This window comes from Microbacterium sp. ARD31 (assembly GCF_031844425.1).
In genome coordinates this window covers 21,570-40,942 of sequence record NZ_JAUZVE010000059.1, presented here as the reverse complement: position 1 = coordinate 40,942, position 19,373 = coordinate 21,570, and the positions used below count along the sequence as shown (strand labels likewise).

The 19,373-nt window shown below is 74.2% G+C and carries 25 protein-coding genes; 20 read left to right on the top strand and 5 right to left on the bottom strand.

Translation table 11 applies throughout. From position 1 onward, the window contains the following. The 8 genes from Q9S36_RS45735 to Q9S36_RS45700 form a co-directional block, all read left to right on the top strand. On the top strand, positions 1 to 877 hold an 877-nt coding region (locus Q9S36_RS45735), incomplete at its 5' end, for a shikimate dehydrogenase (RefSeq protein WP_311291417.1). Then, positions 874 to 1,653: an A24 family peptidase gene (locus Q9S36_RS45730; RefSeq protein ID WP_311291416.1), complete on the top strand. Its 780-nt coding sequence runs from the start codon at positions 874 to 876 to the stop codon at positions 1,651 to 1,653. The genes Q9S36_RS45735 and Q9S36_RS45730, both read left to right, overlap by 4 nt. 12 nt (positions 1,654 to 1,665) lie before the next feature. Next, positions 1,666 to 2,844, top strand: coding sequence for a chorismate synthase (gene aroC / locus Q9S36_RS45725; RefSeq protein WP_311291415.1), 1,179 nt, complete (start codon positions 1,666 to 1,668; stop codon positions 2,842 to 2,844). Positions 2,845 to 2,851: 7 nt separating this feature from the next. Continuing rightward, complete coding sequence (locus tag Q9S36_RS45720) at positions 2,852 to 3,352, top strand: shikimate kinase (protein ID WP_311291414.1); 501 nt, start codon at positions 2,852 to 2,854, stop codon at positions 3,350 to 3,352. Next, positions 3,349 to 4,512: a 3-dehydroquinate synthase gene (gene aroB, locus Q9S36_RS45715; RefSeq protein ID WP_311291413.1), complete on the top strand. Its 1,164-nt coding sequence runs from the start codon at positions 3,349 to 3,351 to the stop codon at positions 4,510 to 4,512. Before Q9S36_RS45720 ends, aroB begins: the two co-directional genes overlap by 4 nt. After that, entirely contained in the window at positions 4,509 to 4,943 is a 435-nt protein-coding gene (locus tag Q9S36_RS45710; protein WP_311291412.1) for a type II 3-dehydroquinate dehydratase, read from the top strand. Before aroB ends, Q9S36_RS45710 begins: the two co-directional genes overlap by 4 nt. A 99-nt stretch (positions 4,944 to 5,042) precedes the next feature. After that, on the top strand, positions 5,043 to 5,741 hold the full coding sequence (locus tag Q9S36_RS45705; protein ID WP_311291411.1) for a PKD domain-containing protein: 699 nt from the start codon (positions 5,043 to 5,045) through the stop codon (positions 5,739 to 5,741). Positions 5,742 to 5,770: 29 nt separating this feature from the next. Then, the gene (locus tag Q9S36_RS45700) at positions 5,771 to 6,610 is read left to right on the top strand and encodes a PhzF family phenazine biosynthesis protein (RefSeq protein WP_311291410.1); all 840 of its coding nucleotides are present in this window, start codon (positions 5,771 to 5,773) and stop codon (positions 6,608 to 6,610) included. On the opposite strand, the gene Q9S36_RS45695 is transcribed toward Q9S36_RS45700, so the two are convergent. Next, entirely contained in the window at positions 6,607 to 7,143 is a 537-nt protein-coding gene (locus Q9S36_RS45695) for a GNAT family N-acetyltransferase (protein ID WP_311291409.1), read from the bottom strand. The genes Q9S36_RS45700 and Q9S36_RS45695 overlap by 4 nt on opposite strands. A gap of 124 nt (positions 7,144 to 7,267) precedes the next feature. On the opposite strand from Q9S36_RS45695, the gene Q9S36_RS45690 reads away from it, so the two are divergent. The 3 genes from Q9S36_RS45690 to Q9S36_RS45680 all read left to right on the top strand — a co-directional run bounded on the left by Q9S36_RS45690 (position 7,268) and on the right by Q9S36_RS45680 (position 9,169). Next, positions 7,268 to 7,456 (top strand): hypothetical protein, encoded by a 189-nt coding sequence (locus Q9S36_RS45690; RefSeq protein ID WP_311291408.1) that lies wholly within the window; start codon positions 7,268 to 7,270, stop codon positions 7,454 to 7,456. A gap of 83 nt (positions 7,457 to 7,539) precedes the next feature. Then, positions 7,540 to 8,301 carry a histidine phosphatase family protein gene (locus Q9S36_RS45685; protein WP_311291407.1) on the top strand — a complete coding sequence of 254 codons (762 nt, stop codon included), beginning with the start codon at positions 7,540 to 7,542 and terminating at the stop codon, positions 8,299 to 8,301. Then, the gene (locus tag Q9S36_RS45680) at positions 8,294 to 9,169 is read left to right on the top strand and encodes an NAD(P)H-hydrate dehydratase (protein WP_311291406.1); all 876 of its coding nucleotides are present in this window, start codon (positions 8,294 to 8,296) and stop codon (positions 9,167 to 9,169) included. Before Q9S36_RS45685 ends, Q9S36_RS45680 begins: the two co-directional genes overlap by 8 nt. A 265-nt stretch (positions 9,170 to 9,434) precedes the next feature. Here the strand turns inward: Q9S36_RS45680 and Q9S36_RS45675 are convergent, their stop codons facing one another. Beyond that, on the bottom strand, positions 9,435 to 9,629 hold the full coding sequence (locus Q9S36_RS45675; protein WP_311291405.1) for a hypothetical protein: 195 nt from the start codon (positions 9,627 to 9,629) through the stop codon (positions 9,435 to 9,437). 31 nt (positions 9,630 to 9,660) lie between these two features. On the opposite strand from Q9S36_RS45675, the gene Q9S36_RS45670 reads away from it, so the two are divergent. Beyond that, entirely contained in the window at positions 9,661 to 10,491 is an 831-nt protein-coding gene (locus Q9S36_RS45670) for an ERCC4 domain-containing protein (RefSeq protein ID WP_311291404.1), read from the top strand. A gap of 12 nt (positions 10,492 to 10,503) precedes the next feature. On the opposite strand, the gene Q9S36_RS45665 is transcribed toward Q9S36_RS45670, so the two are convergent. Next, positions 10,504 to 11,157, bottom strand: coding sequence for an SDR family oxidoreductase (locus Q9S36_RS45665; protein ID WP_311291403.1), 654 nt, complete (start codon positions 11,155 to 11,157; stop codon positions 10,504 to 10,506). Positions 11,158 to 11,211: 54 nt separating this feature from the next. On the opposite strand from Q9S36_RS45665, the gene Q9S36_RS45660 reads away from it, so the two are divergent. The 4 genes from Q9S36_RS45660 to Q9S36_RS45645 all read left to right on the top strand — a co-directional run bounded on the left by Q9S36_RS45660 (position 11,212) and on the right by Q9S36_RS45645 (position 13,950). After that, positions 11,212 to 12,027 carry an aminoglycoside phosphotransferase family protein gene (locus tag Q9S36_RS45660; protein ID WP_311291402.1) on the top strand — a complete coding sequence of 272 codons (816 nt, stop codon included), beginning with the start codon at positions 11,212 to 11,214 and terminating at the stop codon, positions 12,025 to 12,027. A 77-nt stretch (positions 12,028 to 12,104) separates the two neighbouring features. Beyond that, a complete protein-coding gene (efp, locus tag Q9S36_RS45655; protein WP_311291401.1) occupies positions 12,105 to 12,668 on the top strand; it encodes an elongation factor P in 564 nt (187 codons plus the stop codon). A 6-nt stretch (positions 12,669 to 12,674) separates the two neighbouring features. Then, positions 12,675 to 13,085 carry a transcription antitermination factor NusB gene (nusB, locus tag Q9S36_RS45650; protein ID WP_311291400.1) on the top strand — a complete coding sequence of 137 codons (411 nt, stop codon included), beginning with the start codon at positions 12,675 to 12,677 and terminating at the stop codon, positions 13,083 to 13,085. A gap of 55 nt (positions 13,086 to 13,140) precedes the next feature. Next, entirely contained in the window at positions 13,141 to 13,950 is an 810-nt protein-coding gene (locus Q9S36_RS45645) for a DUF1206 domain-containing protein (protein WP_311291399.1), read from the top strand. Between the two features lie 28 nt (positions 13,951 to 13,978). Here the strand turns inward: Q9S36_RS45645 and Q9S36_RS45640 are convergent, their stop codons facing one another. Next, on the bottom strand, positions 13,979 to 14,677 hold the full coding sequence (locus Q9S36_RS45640; RefSeq protein WP_311291398.1) for a TetR/AcrR family transcriptional regulator: 699 nt from the start codon (positions 14,675 to 14,677) through the stop codon (positions 13,979 to 13,981). 54 nt (positions 14,678 to 14,731) lie between these two features. On the opposite strand from Q9S36_RS45640, the gene Q9S36_RS45635 reads away from it, so the two are divergent. Next, positions 14,732 to 15,619 (top strand): serine protease, encoded by an 888-nt coding sequence (locus Q9S36_RS45635; protein WP_311291397.1) that lies wholly within the window; start codon positions 14,732 to 14,734, stop codon positions 15,617 to 15,619. Here the strand turns inward: Q9S36_RS45635 and Q9S36_RS45630 are convergent. Next, positions 15,550 to 17,079, bottom strand: a complete 1,530-nt coding sequence (locus tag Q9S36_RS45630; protein ID WP_311291396.1) for an ATP-dependent DNA ligase — start codon at positions 17,077 to 17,079, stop codon at positions 15,550 to 15,552. The two genes, Q9S36_RS45635 and Q9S36_RS45630, sit on opposite strands and share 70 nt — an antisense overlap. 74 nt (positions 17,080 to 17,153) lie before the next feature. On the opposite strand from Q9S36_RS45630, the gene Q9S36_RS45625 reads away from it, so the two are divergent. The 3 genes from Q9S36_RS45625 to Q9S36_RS45615 are packed head-to-tail and all read left to right on the top strand — an operon-like array spanning position 17,154 to position 19,292. Next, positions 17,154 to 17,774 carry an FMN-binding negative transcriptional regulator gene (locus Q9S36_RS45625; RefSeq protein ID WP_311291395.1) on the top strand — a complete coding sequence of 207 codons (621 nt, stop codon included), beginning with the start codon at positions 17,154 to 17,156 and terminating at the stop codon, positions 17,772 to 17,774. Continuing rightward, positions 17,771 to 18,409 (top strand): hypothetical protein, encoded by a 639-nt coding sequence (locus Q9S36_RS45620; RefSeq protein WP_311291394.1) that lies wholly within the window; start codon positions 17,771 to 17,773, stop codon positions 18,407 to 18,409. Before Q9S36_RS45625 ends, Q9S36_RS45620 begins: the two co-directional genes overlap by 4 nt. Further along, positions 18,402 to 19,292 (top strand): PfkB family carbohydrate kinase, encoded by an 891-nt coding sequence (locus Q9S36_RS45615; protein ID WP_311291393.1) that lies wholly within the window; start codon positions 18,402 to 18,404, stop codon positions 19,290 to 19,292. The genes Q9S36_RS45620 and Q9S36_RS45615 overlap by 8 nt, the downstream gene beginning before the upstream one ends. The last annotated feature ends 81 nt before the right edge of the window (positions 19,293 to 19,373 follow it).

Here is a 19,373-nt window from a genome sequence, read left to right as displayed (position 1 = left end):
GACCGCTGCTGAGGTGACGACCGCGGCTGCTGCGACCGCGCGCCGGTGCGGCGTGCTGGGCGACCCGATCGCCCACTCGCTGTCACCGGTGCTGCACCGCGCGGGCTACGCAGCGGCCGGGCTGGACTGGTCCTACGACGCCCACCGGGTGCCGGCGGGCGGGCTCGCCGGCTTCCTCGCCGGGCTCGACGACACCTGGCGCGGCCTGTCCCTGACGATGCCGCTCAAGCGCGAGGCGCTGGGGCTCGTCGACCGCCTCACCGACCGCGCCCGGCTCGCCGGCGCGGTCAACACGCTCGTGCTCGACGAGGACGGGCGGGTCGGGGACAACACCGACCTCCCGGGTGCCGTGTCGGCGATCCGGGAGCGTACGACGATGCCGCTGGCGTCGGCCGCCGTCCTGGGCGGCGGGGCGACCGCGACGTCCGTCGGGCTCGCGCTGGTCGACCTCGGCGTCCGCACCCTCACCGTCGTCGTCCGCGACGAGGCCCGGGCTGCGGAGACCCTCGCCGCCCTGCGCGGGCACCCGTCCACGCCCGAGGTGCGGGTGGCCTCCTTGGGCGGCGCGCAGTGGAGCGCCGGACCCGGCAGCTCCACCGTCGACGTCGTCGTGTCCACGATCCCGGCCGCCGCGCAGTCGCCCGACCTGGTGGCGCGCTGCGCCGGCGTCCCCGTGGTCTTCGAGGCGTTGTACGACCCGTGGCCCACCCCGCTGGCCGCCGATGCGATCGCGTCCGGGCGGGTGCTGGTGAGCGGGCTGGACCTGCTGGTCCACCAGGCCGCGCTGCAGTTCGAGCTGTTCACCGGACGCCCCGCGCCGCTGGAGGACATGCGCGCCGCCGGCGTGCAGGCACTCGCCGGACGGACCGGCGCGTGAGCGAGGAGGTCCTCGCCGCGCTCCTCGGCGCGGTGCTCGCCGGCCTCGGCGGCCTGCTCGTGCCGGCCCTCGTCCGCCGGGTGCCGGAGCCGCCACCCGAGCCCGAGCCTGGCGAGCCCGACGAGAAGGACGAGAAGGACGAGAAGGACGAGAAGGACGCCGGTGCGACGAGCCCCGAGCCGCCCAAGCTGCCCTACGCGGAGATCGCCGCACGTCCCGGTCTCGGCGTGCGCGGCGCGCTCGCGTCGGCGGTCGCCGGCGGCCTGCTCGGCGCGGCCACGGGGCTCGACTGGCCGCTCGTGTGGCTGCTGCCGCTGACTCCCGTCGCGGTGGCCCTGTCGGTCATCGACTGGCACACCCGGCTGCTGCCGCGCGTCGTCGTCGTACCTGCCACGGCGGCGGCCGCGGTCGCGGTGGCCGTGGTGGGACTGGCCACGGGGGAGCGGTCGGCCCTGGTGGGTGCGCTGCTCGGGATGGTCGGCCTGCGGTCGTTCTTCTGGCTCCTGTGGGTCGTGCGCTCGGCCGGCATGGGCTTCGGCGACGTCCGCCTGGCCGCCCTCGTCGGCCTGGTGCTCGGGTGGGAGGGCGTCGGCGTCCTCCTCCTGGGGGTCTGGGTCGGCTTTGCGTCCTTCGGCGTGCCGGGCGCCGCGCTTGCCGTCGTCCGGCGCGACCGGGCGCTGATGAAGAAGTCCTTCCCCTACGGGCCGTTCATGCTCGGGGGCGCGTTGGTGGGTCTCGTCTGGGGGACTGCGCTCGCTGGCCGACTGCTGGGCTGAGAGACTTCCCCCATGCTCCGATGGCTCACTGCAGGCGAGTCCCACGGTCCCTCGCTGGTGGCGATCCTCGAGGGGCTGCCCGCCCACGTCCGCGTCACGACCGACGACCTCGCCGACTCGCTCGCGCGCCGTCGCCTCGGCTACGGCCGGGGTGCGCGGATGAAGTTCGAGCAGGACCAGGTGCGCGTCCTCGGTGGCGTGCGGCACGGCGAGACCCAGGGCGGCCCGGTGGCCATCGAGGTCGGCAACACCGAGTGGCCGAAGTGGGAGAAGGTCATGTCGGCCGACCCGGTCGACCCCGTCGAGCTCGACGCGCTCGCCCGCAACGCCGCGCTCACCCGCCCCCGGCCCGGTCACGCCGACCTGGTGGGCATGCAGAAGTACGCCTTCGACGAGGCACGGCCCATCCTCGAGCGCGCGTCCGCCCGCGAGACCGCCGCCCGGGTGGCGCTCGGTCGGGTGGCCTCCAACTTCCTCGAGCAGGCGGTCGGCGCCCGCATCGTGTCCCACGTGGTGTCGATCGGAGGGGTGCGCGCGCCGGCCGGCGTCGTGCCCGGGCCCGACGACGTGGCACGCCTCGACGCCGACGAGGTGCGGTGCTTGGATCCCGAGGCCAGCGCCGCGATGGTCGCCCGCATCGACCAGGCGCACAAGGACGGCGACACCCTCGGCGGCGTCGTCGAGGTGGTGGTCCACGGACTCCCGCCGGGCCTGGGCTCCCACGTGCACTGGGACCGTCGCCTCGACGCCCGGCTCGCGGGCGCGCTCATGGGCATCCAGGCGATCAAGGGCGTCGAGGTCGGCGACGGGTTCGAGCTCGCCGACACCCCGGGCTCGCGGGCGCACGACGAGATCGTCCCGACCGACGAGGGCATCCGCCGCGCCTCGGGCCGTTCCGGCGGCACCGAGGGTGGCATGTCGACGGGCGAGGTGCTGCGCGTCCGCGCCGCGATGAAGCCGATCGCGACCGTCCCCAAGGCGCTGCGCACGGTGGACGTCGCGACCGGTGAGGCCGCCGTCGCCCACCACCAGCGCTCCGACGTCTGCGCGGTGCCGGCCGCCGGCATCGTCGCCGAGGCGATGGTGGCGCTCGTGCTCGCGGACGCCGTCGTGGAGAAGTTCGGCGGCGACGCCGTGACCGAGACGCGGCGCAACGCCGAGTCGTACCTCGACACCCTGCGCTTCCGGTGAGCCGGCGATGAGCCCGCGCGTGGTGCTGGTCGGTCCGATGGGGGCGGGCAAGACGACGGTCGCCGAGCTGCTCGGCAGCGCCTGGGACCTGCCGGTGCGCGACACCGACACCGACATCGAGGCCACCACCGGCCGGGAGATCTCCGACATCTTCGTGGAGTCGGGCGAGGACCACTTCCGCGACCTGGAGGCCGCCGCGGTCGCCACCGCGCTGGCCGAGCACGACGGCGTGCTCGCGCTCGGGGGCGGCGCGGTGCTCCGCCCCGAGACGCGCGACCTGCTGGCGGACGTCCCCGTGGTGTTCCTGCGGGTCGGGCTCTCCGACGCGGTGAAGCGGGTCGGCCTCGGAGTCGGGCGCCCCCTCCTGCTCGGCAACGTGCGTGCGCGCATCAAGGCACTCCTCGACGAGCGCACGCCCGTCTACGAGTCCGTGGCGACCCACGTCGTCGACACCGACGGCCGCACGCCCGACGAGGTGGCCGCCGAGGTCCGGGAGCTGCTCCGATGACGAAGCGGCAGGGCAAGAAGCAGCGCCAGCACCCGCACCCACCGGCGCAGCGTGCTCCGGAGCGTGCGGACACCGTGCTCCACGTCGGCGGCGCGTCGCCGTACGACGTCGTGGTCGGGCGCGACCTGTCGGCTCGCCTGCCGGCCTTGCTCGGCGAGGGCGTCGAGCGCGTGGCCGTGCTCTACGCCGGCACGCTCGGCGCGCTGGCGGACCCCGTCGTCGACGCCCTGGTGGAGCACTACGACGTGCTGGCCCTCGGCCTCCCCGACGGGGAGCGGGCGAAGACCGCACCGGTGGCCGCCGACTGCTGGGAGGCGCTGGGGGAGGCGGGCTTCACCCGGTCCGACGCCGTCGTCACCCTGGGCGGCGGGGCCATCACCGACCTCGGCGGCTTCGTGGCCGCGTCGTGGCTGCGCGGCGTGCGGGTCGTGCACGTCCCCACGACCCTGCTGGCGATGGTCGACGCCGCGGTGGGCGGGAAGACCGGCATCAACACCGGAGCCGGGAAGAACCTCGTCGGAGCCTTCCACGAGCCGGCCGGCGTGCTGTGCGACCTCGCCCTGCTGGAGTCCCTGCCGCGCGAGGAGCTGGTCGCCGGGCTCGGCGAGGTGGTCAAGTGCGGCTTCATCGCCGATCCGCGCATCCTCGAGATCGTGGAGTCCACCGATCCCGAGGCGCTCACCGCGGACTCACCCGAGCTGCGCGAGCTCGTCGAGCGGGCCATCCGGGTCAAGATCGACGTCGTCGTGGACGACCTCCGCGAGACCGGCGGCGTCGACGGCCACCCGGGGCGCGAGGTGCTCAACTACGGCCACACCCTCGCCCACGCGATCGAGCGCACCAGCGACTACGCCGTCCGCCACGGCGAGGCGGTCGCGATCGGCTGCGTCTACGTCGCCGAGCTCGCCGCCCGCGCCGGTTCGCTCGCGCCGGCGCTCGTCGAGCGGCACCGCACCGCGCTGACCCGCGTCGGGCTCCCGACGACCTACGACGCCGCCTCCTTCGACGACCTCCACGCGGCGATGAAGGTGGACAAGAAGGCCCGCGGGTCGCAGCTGCGGTTCGTCGTGCTCGACGACCTCGCGACGCCCCGGATCCTGGCCGGCCCGAGCGAGGACGACCTCCGCGCGGCCTACGAGGCGATCGGAGGCCAGGCATGAAGGTGCTCGTCCTGAACGGACCCAACCTCGGACGGCTCGGCCGCCGCCAGCCGGAGATCTACGGCACCACGACGCACGCCGAGCTGGCGCACCAGTGCGTGGAGTGGGGCCGCGAGCTCGGTCTCGACGTGGAGGTGCGCCAGACCAACCACGAGGGCGAGCTGCTCGACTGGCTCAACGCGGCGGCCGACGACGGCACCCCGGTCGTGCTCAACGCCGGGGCGTGGACGCACTACTCGCTCGCGCTGTACGACGCCTGCGCCCAGCTCACCGCCCCCCTCGTCGAGGTGCACATCTCCGACCCCAAGCAGCGACCCGAGGAGTTCCGCCACACCTCGGTCGTCGAACCTCACGCCGAGGTGACGATCGCGGGCGAGGGCATCGACGGCTACCGCCAGGCCTTGGGCGTGGTCCTCTCCCACCTGGGGTAATCACGCTTCGGGCGGTATCACCCGCTGTGCCGGCATCTCCTCTACCCGCAGGACCAACCAGAGGGCAGCCGCGGGGGGTGCCCGGCTCGGAGGTGGCACATGTCCGTTCGCACGCAGCTCCGCCGGCGACGCACGATCCCGGCCCTGCTGATCGCCCTGGCCGCGTCGACGCTGGTCGCGGGGGAGGCGTCAGCGGCACCACCCGTCGCGGACTCGGGGCCCGACGCCACCGCGGTCGCCGGGACCGACGCCCAGCTGTCCGGGAGCGTGAGCGACCCCGACGGGGACGCGCTCGAGATCCGCTGGATGATGACGGTCGTCAGCGGCGGCGACGTGTCGACCTGCACCTTCAGCGGGCCGTGGTCGTGGGCGCCGGTGACCCCGCAGGGACTGTCGCCGACGCTGAGCTGCACCCAGCCGGGCGAGTACCTGCTCCAGCTCGTGGTGGGCGACGGGACGTCGTCCGACGACGACACGGGCGCGCTGGTGACCTTCACCGACCCGGACACCACACCCGCGACGTGCTCGTTCCGGCCGTGGACCAAGCGCGTCACGAGCCTGCGGATCGCCGACGCCGAGTCGGGCGTGGAGTCCTACACGGTGCTGCACACGTTCAACGTGGCGATCAAGCCGCTGTCGGGCATGTGGTCCCCACCCCTGCCGTCCGCGACCCTGCAGTGGGCGCGGTCCGGACGTGGACCCGGCGTGGCGCTGGTCAGCCACACCAACGGCGCCGGCCTGAGTGGCGAGTGCGTGCTCTTCGTCCGCCGCAACGGCACTGCCCGCGTCGTCAACTGATCCGTCCTCCGCTGTGCTTGGATCACCGGGTGCTGCCCTTCCGCCAGGTCGACGTCTTCAGCGCCACCCCGTGGCTCGGCAACCCGCTCGCGGTCGTCCACGACGCCGACGACGTCAGCGACGAGGAGATGGCCAGGTTCGCGCGGTGGACCAACCTGTCCGAGACCACCTTCCTGTGCGCGCCCACCGACGACCGTGCCGACTACCGGGTGCGGATCTGGACCACGGGTGGTGAGCTGCCCTTCGCCGGTCACCCGACCATCGGCAGCGCGCACGCGTGGCTGGAGGCCGGTGGTGTCCCGCGCGGCGACGTCGTGGTGCAGGAGTGCGGCGCCGGCCTCGTCGACGTACGACGCTCGCCGGGCCTCGGCTTCGCCGCACCGGCCCTGCGCCGGTCCGGACCGGTCGAGGCGGACCTGCGCTCGCGCGTCCTGACGGCACTGGGCGTGGACGAGCCGGCGGTGCGCAACATGGCGTGGATCGACAACGGCCCGGGCTGGATCGGGGTCGACCTCGGCTCGGCGGACGCCGTCGTCGACGTCGTGCCCGACGTCGCGGCCTTCACCGACCTCAAGGTCACCGTCCTCGGCCGGTGGGACGCCGGGCGCGCGGCCGACCTCGGCGCCGACATCGAGGTCCGGGCGTTCTACGCCGACGGGCGCGACTTCGGCGAGGACCCGGTGACCGGGTCGGCCAACGCCGGCCTGGCCCAGTGGCTCATCGGGACCGGCGCGCTGCCGCCGTCGTACACGTCGAGGCAGGGCAGCGTCATCGGGCGCGAGGGCCGGGTGCGCATCGTGTCCGAGGGCGACGAGGTCTGGGTGCACGGCGACGCGGTGACGCGCATCCTCGGCGAGGTCGACCTCTAGAGCACCAGCTCGCGGACGTGGTCGTCCTCCCACGTCTCCCCGATGGGGAACCGCTTGCGACCGACCTGCGCGAAGCCGTGGCGGGCGTAGAACGCGTTCGCGCGCCCGTTCTCCTCGCTCACCCCCAGCCAGACGCTGCGCGCCGCGGTGCGCCGGGCGTGGACGAGCGTCGCGTCCATCAGGGCGTCGGCCACCCCGGTGCCGTGGTGCCGGGGGTGCACGTAGAAGCGCTCGAGCGCGACGGTGGGGCGGGCGGTGACAGCCGTGGCGACGTCGGGGTCCGTGGGATCGCCCGGCACCAGCATCGCGTAGCCGACGGGATCGGCGCCCGGGTGGTGCTCGGAGAGCACGACGACGGTCGCCGGGTCCGTGAGGTGGCGACGAAAGCTCGCCGGGTCGAGGTGCCGGGCGACGTGGTCGGCGAGGACCTCCGGCGGCGTCCGCGGCGTGCAGGCGAGCGGGAAGGTGATCGCGGCGAGCCGGCTCAGGCCGTCGGCGTCGTCGACGGTGGCGCGGCGGACGGTCACGGTCACCTGGGGAGACTAGCGAGGCGCCCTGCACGAACATCCGCAGAACTGCGGATGTGTCGGCAGCGCGGCGGGGCGAGACTCGGACCGGGCACCGACTGCCGTGTTGGGGCCCGGGGAGGGGGAACCCATGAGGAGCCTGCTGGGCAGGAGCGCCGACGCGGACCAGCTCGAGGCCGAGGTGCGCGACGCGACCTGCTGCACGGCCTGCGACCGCTGCCATGAGTGCCTGGTCAAGCTCGAGGAGGTGCGTGCGGTGCGCCGCGACGCCCTGCTGCACCGGATCAGCCAGGTGAGGCCGCGACGGCCCGTGTGGTGAGGCGGCGCTGCACCGGACGCATCGGCCCGCCCGCCTCGGGGTAAGGACAGGTCCGACGACCGACGAGGGCGACAGGAGGCGCGGTGGGCCTGACGGAGCTGCTGCAGGGCCGGCGTGGGCCGGCGGAGCTGGTGCTGGTGCGACACGGGGAGAGCGTCGGCAACCTCGCCGACACCGAGGCGCGCGACGCGGACGCCGAGCGGCTCGAGCTGTCCGCCCGTGACGCCGACGTCGAGCTCTCGCCCAACGGCGAGGAGCAGGCGCGCACGCTGGGGCGCTGGGTCGGAGGGCTGGCCGAGGGCGACCGACCCGACCTCGTGGTGAGCTCGCCCTACCGCCGCGCCGCGGACACCGCGCGCACCGCGCTCGAGGCGCTCGGCGCGGAGGTGGTGCTCGACGAGCGGCTGCGCGAGCGCGACCTCGGGCTGTTCGACGGGCTGACCGGCAAGGGCATCCGCGCGCGCTACCCCGAGGAGGCGGAGCGGCGCTCGCACGTGGGCAAGTTCTACTACCAGCCGCCGTCCGGTGAGAGCTGGGCCGACGTCGTCCTGCGAGCGCGCAGCCTGCTGGCGGACCTGCGCGAGGGGTACGACGGCCGCCGCGTGTGGCTGTTCACCCACCAGGCGGTGATCATGTCCTTCCGCTACGCGCTCGAGGGGCTCGACGAGGAGGAGCTGCTCGACATCGACCGCTCCATCGCCATCCCGAACGCCTCGATCACCCGCTACGAGCGGCGCGACGACGGGCTCGTGCTGCGGCAGTTCGCCGACGACGACCACCTGGCAGCAGGCCCCGCCGAGCAGACGGAGGAGCCCGACCAGGCCGGGGAGGCGCCCGATGCCTGACGGGAGGCTGGTCGACGCCGACCTCCTGCGTGACTGGCCGCTGCCGGAGCCGGGATCGGACAAGGAGGAGCGCGGCAGGCTGCTCGTGGTCGGGGGCAGCCGGGACACCCCCGGGGCGGGCCTGCTCGCCGCCGAGGCCGCCATGCGCGTGGGTGCCGGGAAGGTCCAGCTGGTGACCGCACGCTCGTGCGCGGCGGCGCTGGCCGTCGCCGCGCCGGAGCTGATGGTCACCGGCGTCGGCGAGGACGCGGACGGCAACCTCGATCCCGCCGAGGCGGAGCAGGTGCGCGACTGCGCGAGCGGCACGAGCGCGGTCCTGCTCGGCCCCGGGTTCATGGACCCCGACGCCGCCGACGAGCTGGTGGGCGAGGTCGTCCCCGCGCTGGAGTGCACGGTCGTCATCGACGCCCTCGCCTCGGCGTACGTCACCGGCGACCCGGAGCGGATGGGGCGCCTCGCGGCGACGGTGGTGCTGACCGTGAACCCCTCCGAGCTCGCCGCGTGCCTCGGGCTGGACGAGGACGAGGTGGAGGACGACCTCGCGGGCCACGCGGCGGTGCTGGCCCGTCGTACACAGGCGGTCGTGGTGTGTGGCGGGCCGGTGAAGTTCGTCGCGCACGCGGACGACCTCTGGCGCGTCGAGGCGGGCAACGCCGGCCTGGGCACGGCCGGGTCCGGCGACGTCCAGGCCGGCATCGTCACCGGGTTGCTCGGGCGGGGCGCGAGCGCGACCCAGGCGGCCGTGTGGGGTGCCTACCTGCACGCCGCTGCGGGCGACGCCCTCGCGGAGCGAGTGGGACCCGTCGGGTTCCTCGCCCGCGAGCTGCCCGGGGAGCTGCCGGCCCTGCTCGCCGTCCTGACCGCCTGAACGTCCCGATCAGTGGTCCAGACATCCGTAGTAATGCGGATGTGGCGCGTCCTCGCCTGCGACCAGACTCGGCCACCGATGCAGTGAGGTGCTGGGTCGGGGGAGGAAGACATGCGACGCGTCGTGGGCAGGAGCGCACACGCCGACCAGCTCGAGGCGGAGGTCCGCGACGCCACGTGCTGTGTCGCGACCGACCGCTGCTGGTCGTGCGAGGTCAAGCTGGGTGAGGTGCGCGCCGCGCGCCGTGACGCCCTGCTGCACCGGATCAGCACCGTTCGTCCCCGGAGGCACCTCCGGTGATGGTGCGCGACGGCGCCGTCGGCGCCGGGAACGGCAGGCGGGTGCCCAGCTCGGTGCGGGCGGCCGCGCGCGAGGCGACCGCCCAGGCGACCGCCGAGGCGACGGAGCCACCGGGCGAGGCGGAGGAGCCCGCATAGGTCGCTGCGGAGGTCGCGCGCATGCGGCAGCCCGCCGCTGGGTAGCGTCGAGGGATGCACGAGACGGGCCCGGTGCTGGTCGACCACCGCGAACGCAACAGCGTCGTGCCCGGCGCGCTGGCCGCGGCCGGTCTCGACGTCGAGCTCGCCGACCTGCCCGTCGGGGACTACGTGCTGGGCCACCACCTGGCGGTCGAGCGCAAGGGCCCTGCCGACCTCGGCGCCTCGATCCGCGACGGCCGGCTCTTCGACCAGGCGGTCCGGCTGCAGTCGGCCTTCCCGCAGGCGGTCCTGCTCCTCGAGGGCGAGCCGCGCATCGCCGAGGACGCGTGGCGCGGGGCCGTCTGCCGGCTCGTCGAGGACGGGTTCACGGTGCTCCACAGCCTCGACGCCGACGACAGCGCCGCCTGGGTCGTCCGGCTCGCCAAGCGCGCACGACGGACCGCGGCCTCGGTCCGGCCCGAGGGCCCGCGCCGCGCGCCGCGCCACCCCTCCGCGCAGGCGGAGGCGATGCTGACGGTCGTGCCCGGCATCAGCCCGACGATGGCCCGCAGCCTCCTGGCCGCCTACGGCAGCCTGTCCGCCGTCGCGGCGGCTCCCGACCTGCGTCGGCACCCGGGCATCGGGCCGGTGCTGGCTGCGCGCCTCACCGAGGCGCTCCACGCGGGCTACGTCCCGCTCGCCGACCGCGATCCCGAGCCGGAGCGGCCGACGCGGACCCCGCGTGCACCCCGGCGCTGGATGCTCGCGCCGGCGAGCGCCACTGGGGCCCAGGGGGACTCCTTCGACCGCAAGGCGATCGCGCTCCGCGCGCTCCGCGGCGCCGCCTCCGGCACCCAGCTCATCGACACGCTCACCGGCGAGGTCGTCGCCCAGGCCGGCTGAGGGCGGGGCCGCTCAGGCGAGCGAGGCCAGCCAGTCGTCGACCGGGACGTCGCCGTCGCCGAAGACGAGCGTCTGTCGGTAGGACCGGGTGTCGGAGAGCACGGCTGCCGCGACCTGCGCGACGAGCTCGCGCGAGGTGGTGTCGCCGTCGTTGAAGGAGGCGTCCGGGTTCACCGCGCCCCGGCCCGGCTCGAGGGTGAGCGTGCCGGGGGCGAGGATCGTCCATGCGAGGCCGGTGCCGCGCAGGTGCTCGTCGGCGGCGATCTTGGCGTCCTGGTAGTGCCGGAACGGGTTGTCCTCTGGGACCAGGGCGTCGGGGGTGGAGCCGGAGAAGGACACCATCACGTATCGGTCGACGCCGGCGGTCGCCGCCGCGTCCATCGACCGGATGGCCGCGTCGCGGTCGACGGCGTAGGTCCGGTCGGGGTTGCCGCCGCCGGCGCCCGCCGACCAGACGACCGCGTCCTGGCCGGTCAGCTGCTTGACCAGGGTGGCCTCGTCGGCGTCCTCCACCGACGACACCAGGGCCGTCGCGCCGGTCGCCTCGACATCGGCCACGTGGTCGGGGTTGCGCACGACCGACGTCACCTCGTGCCCCGCCTCGACCAGCAGGGGAGCCAGGATGAGCGCGATCTTGCCGTGTCCGCCGAAGATGGTGACTCGCATGGAGCCGACGCTACACACGGCCCGGTTGCCCCGGTGGTGTCCTAGGTTGGCGCCGTGCAGACCTCCACCCACTGCCTGACCATCGGCGAGGCCGAGGTGCGCAAGGAGTTCGTCGCCGACCACGAGGCGCAGGCCGCGCGCGAGTGGGCGTGCCTGGTGCTGCTCGCCGAGCACGCTCCGGGCCTCGCGCCTCGCCCCCTCCGCTGGGAGGACGGCCCCACGCCGGTGATCGTGATGGAGCGGGTGCCCGGCGCGCCCCTCGGGCCGCAACCGCTGGGGCCCGCCCGGACGCACGCCCTGGGCGACGCGCTGCGCCGGCTGTACGACGTACCGGTCGCAGCGGTGCGCGACGCGGGGATCGGGCTCCGCCGGTACGGCGCCCGCGAGCACGTGCAGGTGATGCGGGACTGGCTCGCCGAGGACACCGACCTGGGGGAGTGCCGCGGCCCGGCGCTGGTCGCGGAGGCGCTGACGGCAGCCCGGGCGTACGTCGCCGACCCACCGCTGCCCGAGCCGCGCGAGACCGCGCTCGGCATCGCCGACCTCAACCCGGCCAACGTGATGTGGGACGGACGGGTCGTCCGGCTGGTCGACTTCGAGGACGGCGGCCTCAGCGACCCGGCGTACGAGCTCGCGGACCACGTCGAGCACCTCGGCAGCCGGCTGCCCGGCGTGTACGACGCCGGCGCGCTCGCCGCGGCGGTCGGCCTCGACGCGGAGGGACGGGAGCGGATGGCCGCCTACCGGCCGCTGTGGGCGGCCTTCTGGCTGGCCATGCTCCTGCCGGGGAACACCGCCTGGCGGCGCAACCCGCCGGGCACCACGGAGGCCCACGCCGGGCATTTCATGGCTCTGGTGGACGCCCACTAGACTTGCCGGTCGGCGCCGGCGCTCCAGCCCCGGCACCACGGATCTTTGACAACTCGACGAAGGCGGACAGCGACATCATGGCAACCACCAACGACCTCAAGAACGGCATGGTCCTCAACCTCGAGGGTCAGCTCTGGTCCGTCGTCGAGTTCCAGCACGTGAAGCCCGGCAAGGGCCCGGCGTTCGTGCGCACCAAGCTCAAGAACGTCGAGTCGGGCAAGAACGTCGACAAGACCTTCAACGCCGGCACCAAGGTCGAGACGGCCAACGTCGACCGCCGCACCATGCAGTACCTCTACAACGACGGCTCGTCCTACGTGTTCATGGACGTCCAGAGCTACGACCAGATCGAGGTCACGCCCGAGGTCGTCGGCGACGCCAAGAACTTCATGCTCGAGAACCAGGAGGCGATCGTCGCCACCAACGAGGGTCGCGTGCTCTTCATCGAGCTCCCCGCCTCCGTCGAGCTGCTCATCGCCGAGACCGAGCCCGGCCTGCAGGGCGACCGCTCCACCGGCGGCACCAAGCCGGCCACGCTCGAGACCGGCCACACCATCCAGGTGCCGCTCTTCATCACCACCGGCGAGAAGGTCAAGGTCGACACCCGCGACTCGTCCTACCTCGGCCGCGTCAAGGCCTGACACCACGTGGCTGCCCGTTCGAAGGCGCGCAAGCGCGCGCTGGACATCCTGTTCGCCTCCGAGCTGCGCTCCGAGGACCCCGTCGTCGCGCTCGACCGTGCCATCGAGGCCGGCGAGGGCCCGACCAACGACTACACCAGCACGCTGGTGCGTGGCGTGGTCGAGCACCGTGAGCGCATCGACGAGGTGCTGTCCACCTACAGCAAGGGCTGGACGCTCGGGCGGATGCCCGCGGTCGACCGCAACGTGCTCCGCATCGGCGTCTACGAGCTCCTGTGGGGCGACGACGACGTCCCCGACACCGTCGCCGTCAGCGAGGCCCTGCACCTCGTGCAGGACCTCTCGACGGACGACTCCCCGGCCTTCGTCAACGGCCTGCTGGGTGCGGTCATGAAGGACCGCGCCACCCTCGTGTGACGCCCACCCCCAGGGGGCCTCGCCGCGGACCGCGCTGGGTCCTAGGTTGGGCCCCATGAACGCGTCGAACACTGCCGAACAGGTCCACGAGAGCGACTGGCTCGACCACGCGATCCGCGCGGGCCTGGTCGCCTACGGCGTGGTCCACCTGCTCGTCGCCTGGCTGGCCATCCAGCTGGCCCTCGGCGAGAAGGAGGACCAGGCGTCCAACAGCGGCGCCCTGCACTACCTCTCGCAGCAGCCGCTCGGCGGCTTCCTGGTGTGGGCCGTGGCGATCGGCATGTTCCTGCTGGTGCTGTGGCGGCTCCTCGAGTTCGCGTTCGGCTACCGCGACGAGTCCGACGACGCGAAGCGCTGGCGCAAGCGGGCGACGTCGCTCGGCAAGGCGGTCATCTACGGCGCCATCGGGTGGAGCGCCGTCCAGACCGCGACGGGCTCCGGTGGCGGCAAGGGTGGCACCGACTCGACCACCGCCAAGCTGATGCAGCTGCCGGCGGGCCCGTGGATCGTCGGTGCGGTGGGCCTGGCGATCATGGGCTACGGCGGCTCCCTCGTCTACCGGGGCTGGACCGAGAAGTTCCGCGAGCACCTCGACGCGCAGGGGCAGTCCGGTCAGGACGGCTCGGCCTACGTCATGGCGGGCAAGGTCGGCTACATCGCCAAGGGCATCGCCATCGCGCTCGTGGGCGGTCTGTTCGTGTACGCCGCCCTCACCCACGACGCGCAGAAGTCCGGCGGCCTCGACCAGGCGCTGCAGAAGGTGCTGGAGGTGCCGTTCGGGCAGGTGCTGCTGATCGCGATCGGCCTGGGCATCGGCTGCTACGGCGTCTTCTGCTTCGCGCGCGCCAAGCACCTGTCGCGCTGAGCCTGCCGGCCCCGCCCGACGTCGTACGTCAGCGGGGCGGGCCGGCGGCGACCGCGAGGGCCGAGGCCACCATGTGGTCGCGCACCTGGTCGGCGGTGATGCGGCTGATGCGCGGCACGCCCGGCGCCTCCTCGGAGACCAGCATCGCCACCCGGCCGAGCTGGAGGGTGCCGAGCCCGCTGGCGTAGAGCATGTTGGCGAGCAGCTCCGGGTCGTCGACGTGGAAGTGACCGGCCTCGACGCCCGCCTCGATGGTGTGGGTCAGCACCGACAGGCAGCCGCTGATGGCCTGGCCGAGGCGGTACATCGCGCTCTCGCTGACCTCCTCGAGGAGGTCCCCACCGGGGCGGCGCATGATCGCCTGGGCACAGTCGACGAAGGCCGGGTGCGCCAGGCCGTACTCCACGAACGCCTCGACCAGCCGCTCGAGCTGGACCCGCGGGTCGTCGGTCGTCGCGGCGGCCGACTGCAACGCCACCTGCAGCTCGTCGAGGTACTGCACCAGCGTGAGGCTGAACAGCTCCTCCTTGCCGGTGAAGTGGCGGTAGATGATCGCGCGGTTGATGCCGACGGCCCGGGCGATGTCCTCGATCTGGGCGTCGCGCACGCCGCGCTCGTCGAACAGCCGGCGGGTCGCGGAGATGATCTCGGCCTCGCGCACCCGCCTCCGCGCGGCTGCGGTGCCGCCGCGCCCGGTGACCGACGGGGCCGACGACTCGGAGCTCATGCCACCAGTCTAGGGAGGAGCGGCGCCCGTGCCCGGTGTGGTTCCATGCTCGGCATGCCGCTCCCGCGACCGCGCCGCCTCCTCGCCACCGCAGCGCTGCTGCTCGCGACGTGGCCCGAGGCCGCGGTCGCGGCACCGGCGTCGGTCGCCGACGACCGGTTCGCCGGCACGGCCCGGCTGCCCGGCTGCTCGGGAGCGGTGGTGCGCTGGGCTTCCGCGCTGGGCTCCGACCCCGCAGTGGTGATCACCAACGGGCACTGCGTGAGGACGCCCTACCTCGGCGCCCGCGAGGTGCTCGTCGACCAGCGCCAGTGGAAGCGGATCGAGCTCCTCGAGGGCGACGGCGACGTCGCGACCACGGTCCGTGGGGTGCACCTGCGCTACGCCACGATGTACCGCACCGACCTCGCGGTCTACGAGCTCCGCGAGACGTACGACGACCTCGCGACCCGTGGCGTCACCCCGCTGGTCCTCGCCGCCGAGGGGCCCGCGCGCGGCGACCGCATCCGCATCCCGTCCGGCTACTGGACCGAGCAGCGCGCGTGCACCACCACAGGGACGGCCCACCGCGTGCACGAGCGGGCGTGGGACTGGTGGGACTCGATCCGCCTGCCGGCCCGGGACGGCTGCGCGATCCGCGGCGGCTACTCCGGCTCGCCGATCGTGTCGCGGACGACCGGCGAGGTGGTCGGCATCGCGAACACCGGCTACGTCGGCGGCCGGCGCTGCGTCGACTCGGCGTGCGAGGAGGACAGGCGCGGCCGGGTGGTGATGCGCAGGGACATGAACTACGGCCAGCAGACCTGGTGGCTCACGACCTGCGTCGGCGCCGACCGGCGCTTCGACCTCTCGGTGCCGGGCTGCCGGCTCGCTCAGCCCGCCGCCAAGGCGCGGACGGTCTCGATCGTGTCGGCCTCGTCGGCGGTCTTGTCGTCGCGGTAGCGCAGGACCCGGGCGAAGCGGAGCGCGACGCCGCCGGGGTAGCGGGTGGAGCGCTGGAGCCCGTCGAAGGCGATCTCCACGACCTGCTCGGGGCGCAGCTCGACGGCGTAGTGGTCGCGGATCGTCGCGGGCGAGACGGCGAGCTCGGTGAAGCGCTCGGTCTGCCAGGCGAGCATCTCGTCGGTCATGCCCTTGAACGTCTTGCCGAGCATCACGAAGCCCGTCTCCGAGGACGGGTCGCGGGCGCCGAGGTGGATGTTGGAGAGCCAGCCCTCGCGTCGTCCGGAGCCCCACTCGACGCCGAGCACGACGAGGTCGAGGGTGTGGACCGGCTTGACCTTGACCCACGCCGAGCCGCGGCGGCCGGCGGCATAGGGGGCCGACAGGTCCTTCAGGACGACGCCCTCGTGGCCGGCGGCGACGGTCTCGCGGGCGAAGTCGTCGGCCTCCTGCGTCGAGCGGGTGACCAGGCGTCGCACGCGGTGCTGCTCGGGCACCAGCGCGTCGAGCGCGGCGAGGCGCTCGTGGCCGGGGGAGTCAAGCAGGTCGCGGCCGTCGACGTGGAGCAGGTCGAAGAAGTGCGGGGTGACCGCGACGCCGGAGTCCTGGGCGGTGCGGCTCGCGGTGTCCTGGAAGGCCATCGGCCGGCCGTCGTCGGACAGCGCCAGCGCCTCCCCGTCGAGCACGAACCGCTGCGCCGGGAGCGACCGCGCGACCTCCACGACCTCGGGCAGGCGGCCGGTGATGTCGTCGAGGCTGCGGGTCACCACGAGCACCTCGTCGCCGTCGCGGTGGACCTGGATCCTGATCCCGTCGAGCTTGGCGTCGACGGCGACCTCGCTGGCGCCGTCGGCCGACAGGCCGGACATCGCCGCCGCCACGTCGGGGGCGCTGGAGGCCAGCATCGGCATGATCGGACGGCCCACCTCGAGGCCGATCGCGGCGAGCGCCTCCTCGCCCTCGAACGCGGCCCCGGCGGCCGCGACGGTGGAGCCGGCGAGCATCGCGGCCCGGCGGACCGCGGCGAGCGGGACATCGGCGACCTGCGCCACCGCCTCCTGCGTCACCGCGTCGAGCGCGCCCTGGCGGACGTTGCCGGTGACGATGGCGCGCAGCCACGCCTGCTCGGCCGCGGTGGCACGCCCGAAGAGGGCCTCGACCGCGTCGCGGCGCGCCTGCTGCGAGCCGGCGCCGAACAGCCGCGACATGGCCTCGAACGCCTCGTGGACCTCGAGCACCGTCAACGACGGCTCGCCGGCCGGGGGAGGCAGCTCGCTCACGCCGCGCCAGCCCAGACCCGTACGACGCTGACGGAGCGCGCCGCCGAGGTAGGACACGACGACCTCGAGCTCCGCAGGCTCCACCCGCCCGAGCAGCTCGGCGAGCAGCGCGGTCTTGGCCTTGCGGGACCTGGTGGCGGCCACCTCGGAGGAGGTGGCGACGAGCTCGGCGAGCAGCATGGCCCCATCCTGCCGCCCGCCACCGACACCGGCGCCACCCGAGGGTGCGGGACGGGTCGGGCAGGATGGGTCGCGTGCCCGACCAGCAGCCCGAGCTCTACGTCCCGCGCTTCAACGTGATGGACGCCGACGACGTACGCCCCTTCGTCGCGGCCGTCGCGACCGCGCAGCTGGTCACGGTGGGTGCGGACGGGCTGCCCGACGCGACGTTCCTGCCGGTGCTGTGGGAGGGCGACCGGCTCGTGGGCCACCTCGCGCGGGCCAACCCGCACTGGCGCCGCATCGTCGGCGGCTCGCCCGCGCTCGCGGTGGTGACGGGTCCGGACACCTACGTCAGCCCGTCCTGGTACGCGACGAAGGCCGAGCACGGCAGGGTCGTGCCGACGTGGAACTACTCCGTGGTGCACCTCCGCGGCCGGGTCGCCGTGCACGACGACCCGGCGTGGGTGCGCGGCCTCGTCACCCGGCTCACGGACCGGCACGAGGCCGGGCGGGCCGAGCCGTGGGCGGTGTCGGACGCGCCCGACGACTACGTCGCCAAGAACCTCCGGCCGATCGTCGGCGTCGAGCTCCTCGTGGAGTCGGTCGAGGCGAAGTCCAAGCTCAGCCAGAACCGCTCCGACGCGGACCGCGCCGGCGTCGCCGCCGGTCTCGTCGCCGACGGCAGGGATCCCGACGGGCTCGTGCAGCAGTGAGGTCCGGACGGGTCCGCGAGCGCTTCACCGGCCGGATCGCCGGGGTCGGCAGCACCAGCGGCACACGCGTCGTCGTCGGTCGCTGGGACGACTCGCCCTGGGGCGGCTTCGCCGACGTGATGCTCGAGGACGCCTCCGGCCACCGCGTGCTGCTCGCTCCCGACGAGCGCGTCCGTGAGTTCGTGGCCGCCACCTACTCCTTCGACGAGCACGTCATCGAGCCGGTCGCTGTGGACGACACGGTCGACGGCTGGCAGGTCTCGACGCCCTCGCTCTCCCTCCGCCTGGTGGTCGGAGGCCGTACGCCGCTCGGCGCGGCGCTCGGGCTCGTGCCCGCCCGCGTGGCGACCTCGCCGGCGTGGTGCGCGGTCGCCGACCCGGTGGCGCGCGTCGTGCTCCGCGGCGTACGCACCCGCGGGACGGCCGGCAACGACCGGAAGGAGTGGTACGGCGCGACCTCCGTCGCTGCCGTCACCGCCGTCACGGGGGAGTGGCGCGGCGCCGACCTCGGCGACCTGGCGCCGGTCGACCCGCCCTGCCGCTTCGGCTTCTCCTCGACGCCCAAGCGGCCGTCGGTGACGAGCGTGGTGACCACGATCGAGCGCCCGGTGACGGCGGAGGACCCGGATGGGTGACCGGTCGGCTGAGGTCGTGGTGCACGGGCCGGCCTCGTGGAACCTCGTGGTCGACGTCGACGAGCTCCCGGCACCGACGCCCCACATGCAGCTCGCCACGGCGCACCGGGAGCTCGTCGGGGGGACCTCGGCGGGGAAGGCCGCGCACCTGCGCGACCTGGGCGTGGACGTGGAGCTGCACACCGTGCTCGGGACGGACGCCGCGTCCGGGGCTATCGAGGAGGCGCTGAGCCGCGCCGGGGTCCCGTTGGTCGCCGCGCGGGTGGACGGCCCCGCCGAGCGCCACCTGAACCTGATGGACCCCTCGGGTGGTCGGGTCTCGATCTACCTCGACCTGCCCGGGCGTGCGGAGGCCTCCGTGTTTCAGGGGGCGCGTGAGCGGCTCCTCGCGGCCGCGTCAGGCGCCCGCGCGGTCGTGCTGGACCTCTCCGTGCCCTCGCGCGACGCCATCGACGCGGTCGCCGCGCTCGGGGTCCCCATCTGGACCGACGTGCACGACTACGACGGCAGCAGCACCTTCCACGCGCCGTTCCTCGACGCTGCGTCGTACGTCTTCATGAACGGCGACAAGCTGGCCGCGCCTGAGCAGTTCCTGCGGGCCTGCGTCGCGCGCGGCGCCCGGTGCGCGGTCTGCACGCTCGGCGCGGAGGGTGCCGTCGCGGTGGACGCGGACGGCGTACTCCACCGGGTCGCCGCCGAGCCGGTCGCGCGGGTCGTCGACACCAACGGGGCGGGCGACGGGTTCATGGCGGGCTTCCTCGCGGCACACCTGGACGGCGCCGATGTGCCGGCTGCGCTGCGCGCCGGCTCCCGGCAGGCCGCCCGGGCGCTGGGGACCCTCCAGCTCAACCCGATCCTGGAGCCGGCCGCCGACGAGGCGTGACACCCCTTGCTCGCGCACCCGATCGGGTGAACAGTTGGCACGACACTTCTCGGACGGTCGGAACAACGAGGGGGAGCGGTC

What these genes read in the sequence shown, in the direction of transcription:
- aroC (WP_311291415.1), top strand. Translation starts at nt 1,666, where the DNA reads ATGCTCCGATGGCTCACTGCAGGCGAGTCCCACGGTCCCTCGCTGGTG.
- Q9S36_RS45720 (WP_311291414.1), top strand. Translation starts at nt 2,852, where the DNA reads ATGAGCCCGCGCGTGGTGCTGGTCGGTCCGATGGGGGCGGGCAAGACG.
- aroB (WP_311291413.1), top strand. Translation starts at nt 3,349, where the DNA reads ATGACGAAGCGGCAGGGCAAGAAGCAGCGCCAGCACCCGCACCCACCG.
- Q9S36_RS45710 (WP_311291412.1), top strand. Translation starts at nt 4,509, where the DNA reads ATGAAGGTGCTCGTCCTGAACGGACCCAACCTCGGACGGCTCGGCCGC.
- Q9S36_RS45705 (WP_311291411.1), top strand. Translation starts at nt 5,043, where the DNA reads ATGTCCGTTCGCACGCAGCTCCGCCGGCGACGCACGATCCCGGCCCTG.
- Q9S36_RS45690 (WP_311291408.1), top strand. Translation starts at nt 7,268, where the DNA reads ATGAGGAGCCTGCTGGGCAGGAGCGCCGACGCGGACCAGCTCGAGGCC.
- Q9S36_RS45680 (WP_311291406.1), top strand. Translation starts at nt 8,294, where the DNA reads ATGCCTGACGGGAGGCTGGTCGACGCCGACCTCCTGCGTGACTGGCCG.
- Q9S36_RS45675 (WP_311291405.1), bottom strand. Translation starts at nt 9,629, where the DNA reads ATGCGCGCGACCTCCGCAGCGACCTATGCGGGCTCCTCCGCCTCGCCC.
- Q9S36_RS45670 (WP_311291404.1), top strand. Translation starts at nt 9,661, where the DNA reads ATGCACGAGACGGGCCCGGTGCTGGTCGACCACCGCGAACGCAACAGC.
- Q9S36_RS45665 (WP_311291403.1), bottom strand. Translation starts at nt 11,157, where the DNA reads ATGCGAGTCACCATCTTCGGCGGACACGGCAAGATCGCGCTCATCCTG.
- efp (WP_311291401.1), top strand. Translation starts at nt 12,105, where the DNA reads ATGGCAACCACCAACGACCTCAAGAACGGCATGGTCCTCAACCTCGAG.
- Q9S36_RS45645 (WP_311291399.1), top strand. Translation starts at nt 13,141, where the DNA reads ATGAACGCGTCGAACACTGCCGAACAGGTCCACGAGAGCGACTGGCTC.
- Q9S36_RS45640 (WP_311291398.1), bottom strand. Translation starts at nt 14,677, where the DNA reads ATGAGCTCCGAGTCGTCGGCCCCGTCGGTCACCGGGCGCGGCGGCACC.
- Q9S36_RS45635 (WP_311291397.1), top strand. Translation starts at nt 14,732, where the DNA reads ATGCCGCTCCCGCGACCGCGCCGCCTCCTCGCCACCGCAGCGCTGCTG.
- Q9S36_RS45630 (WP_311291396.1), bottom strand. Translation starts at nt 17,079, where the DNA reads ATGCTGCTCGCCGAGCTCGTCGCCACCTCCTCCGAGGTGGCCGCCACC.
- Q9S36_RS45615 (WP_311291393.1), top strand. Translation starts at nt 18,402, where the DNA reads ATGGGTGACCGGTCGGCTGAGGTCGTGGTGCACGGGCCGGCCTCGTGG.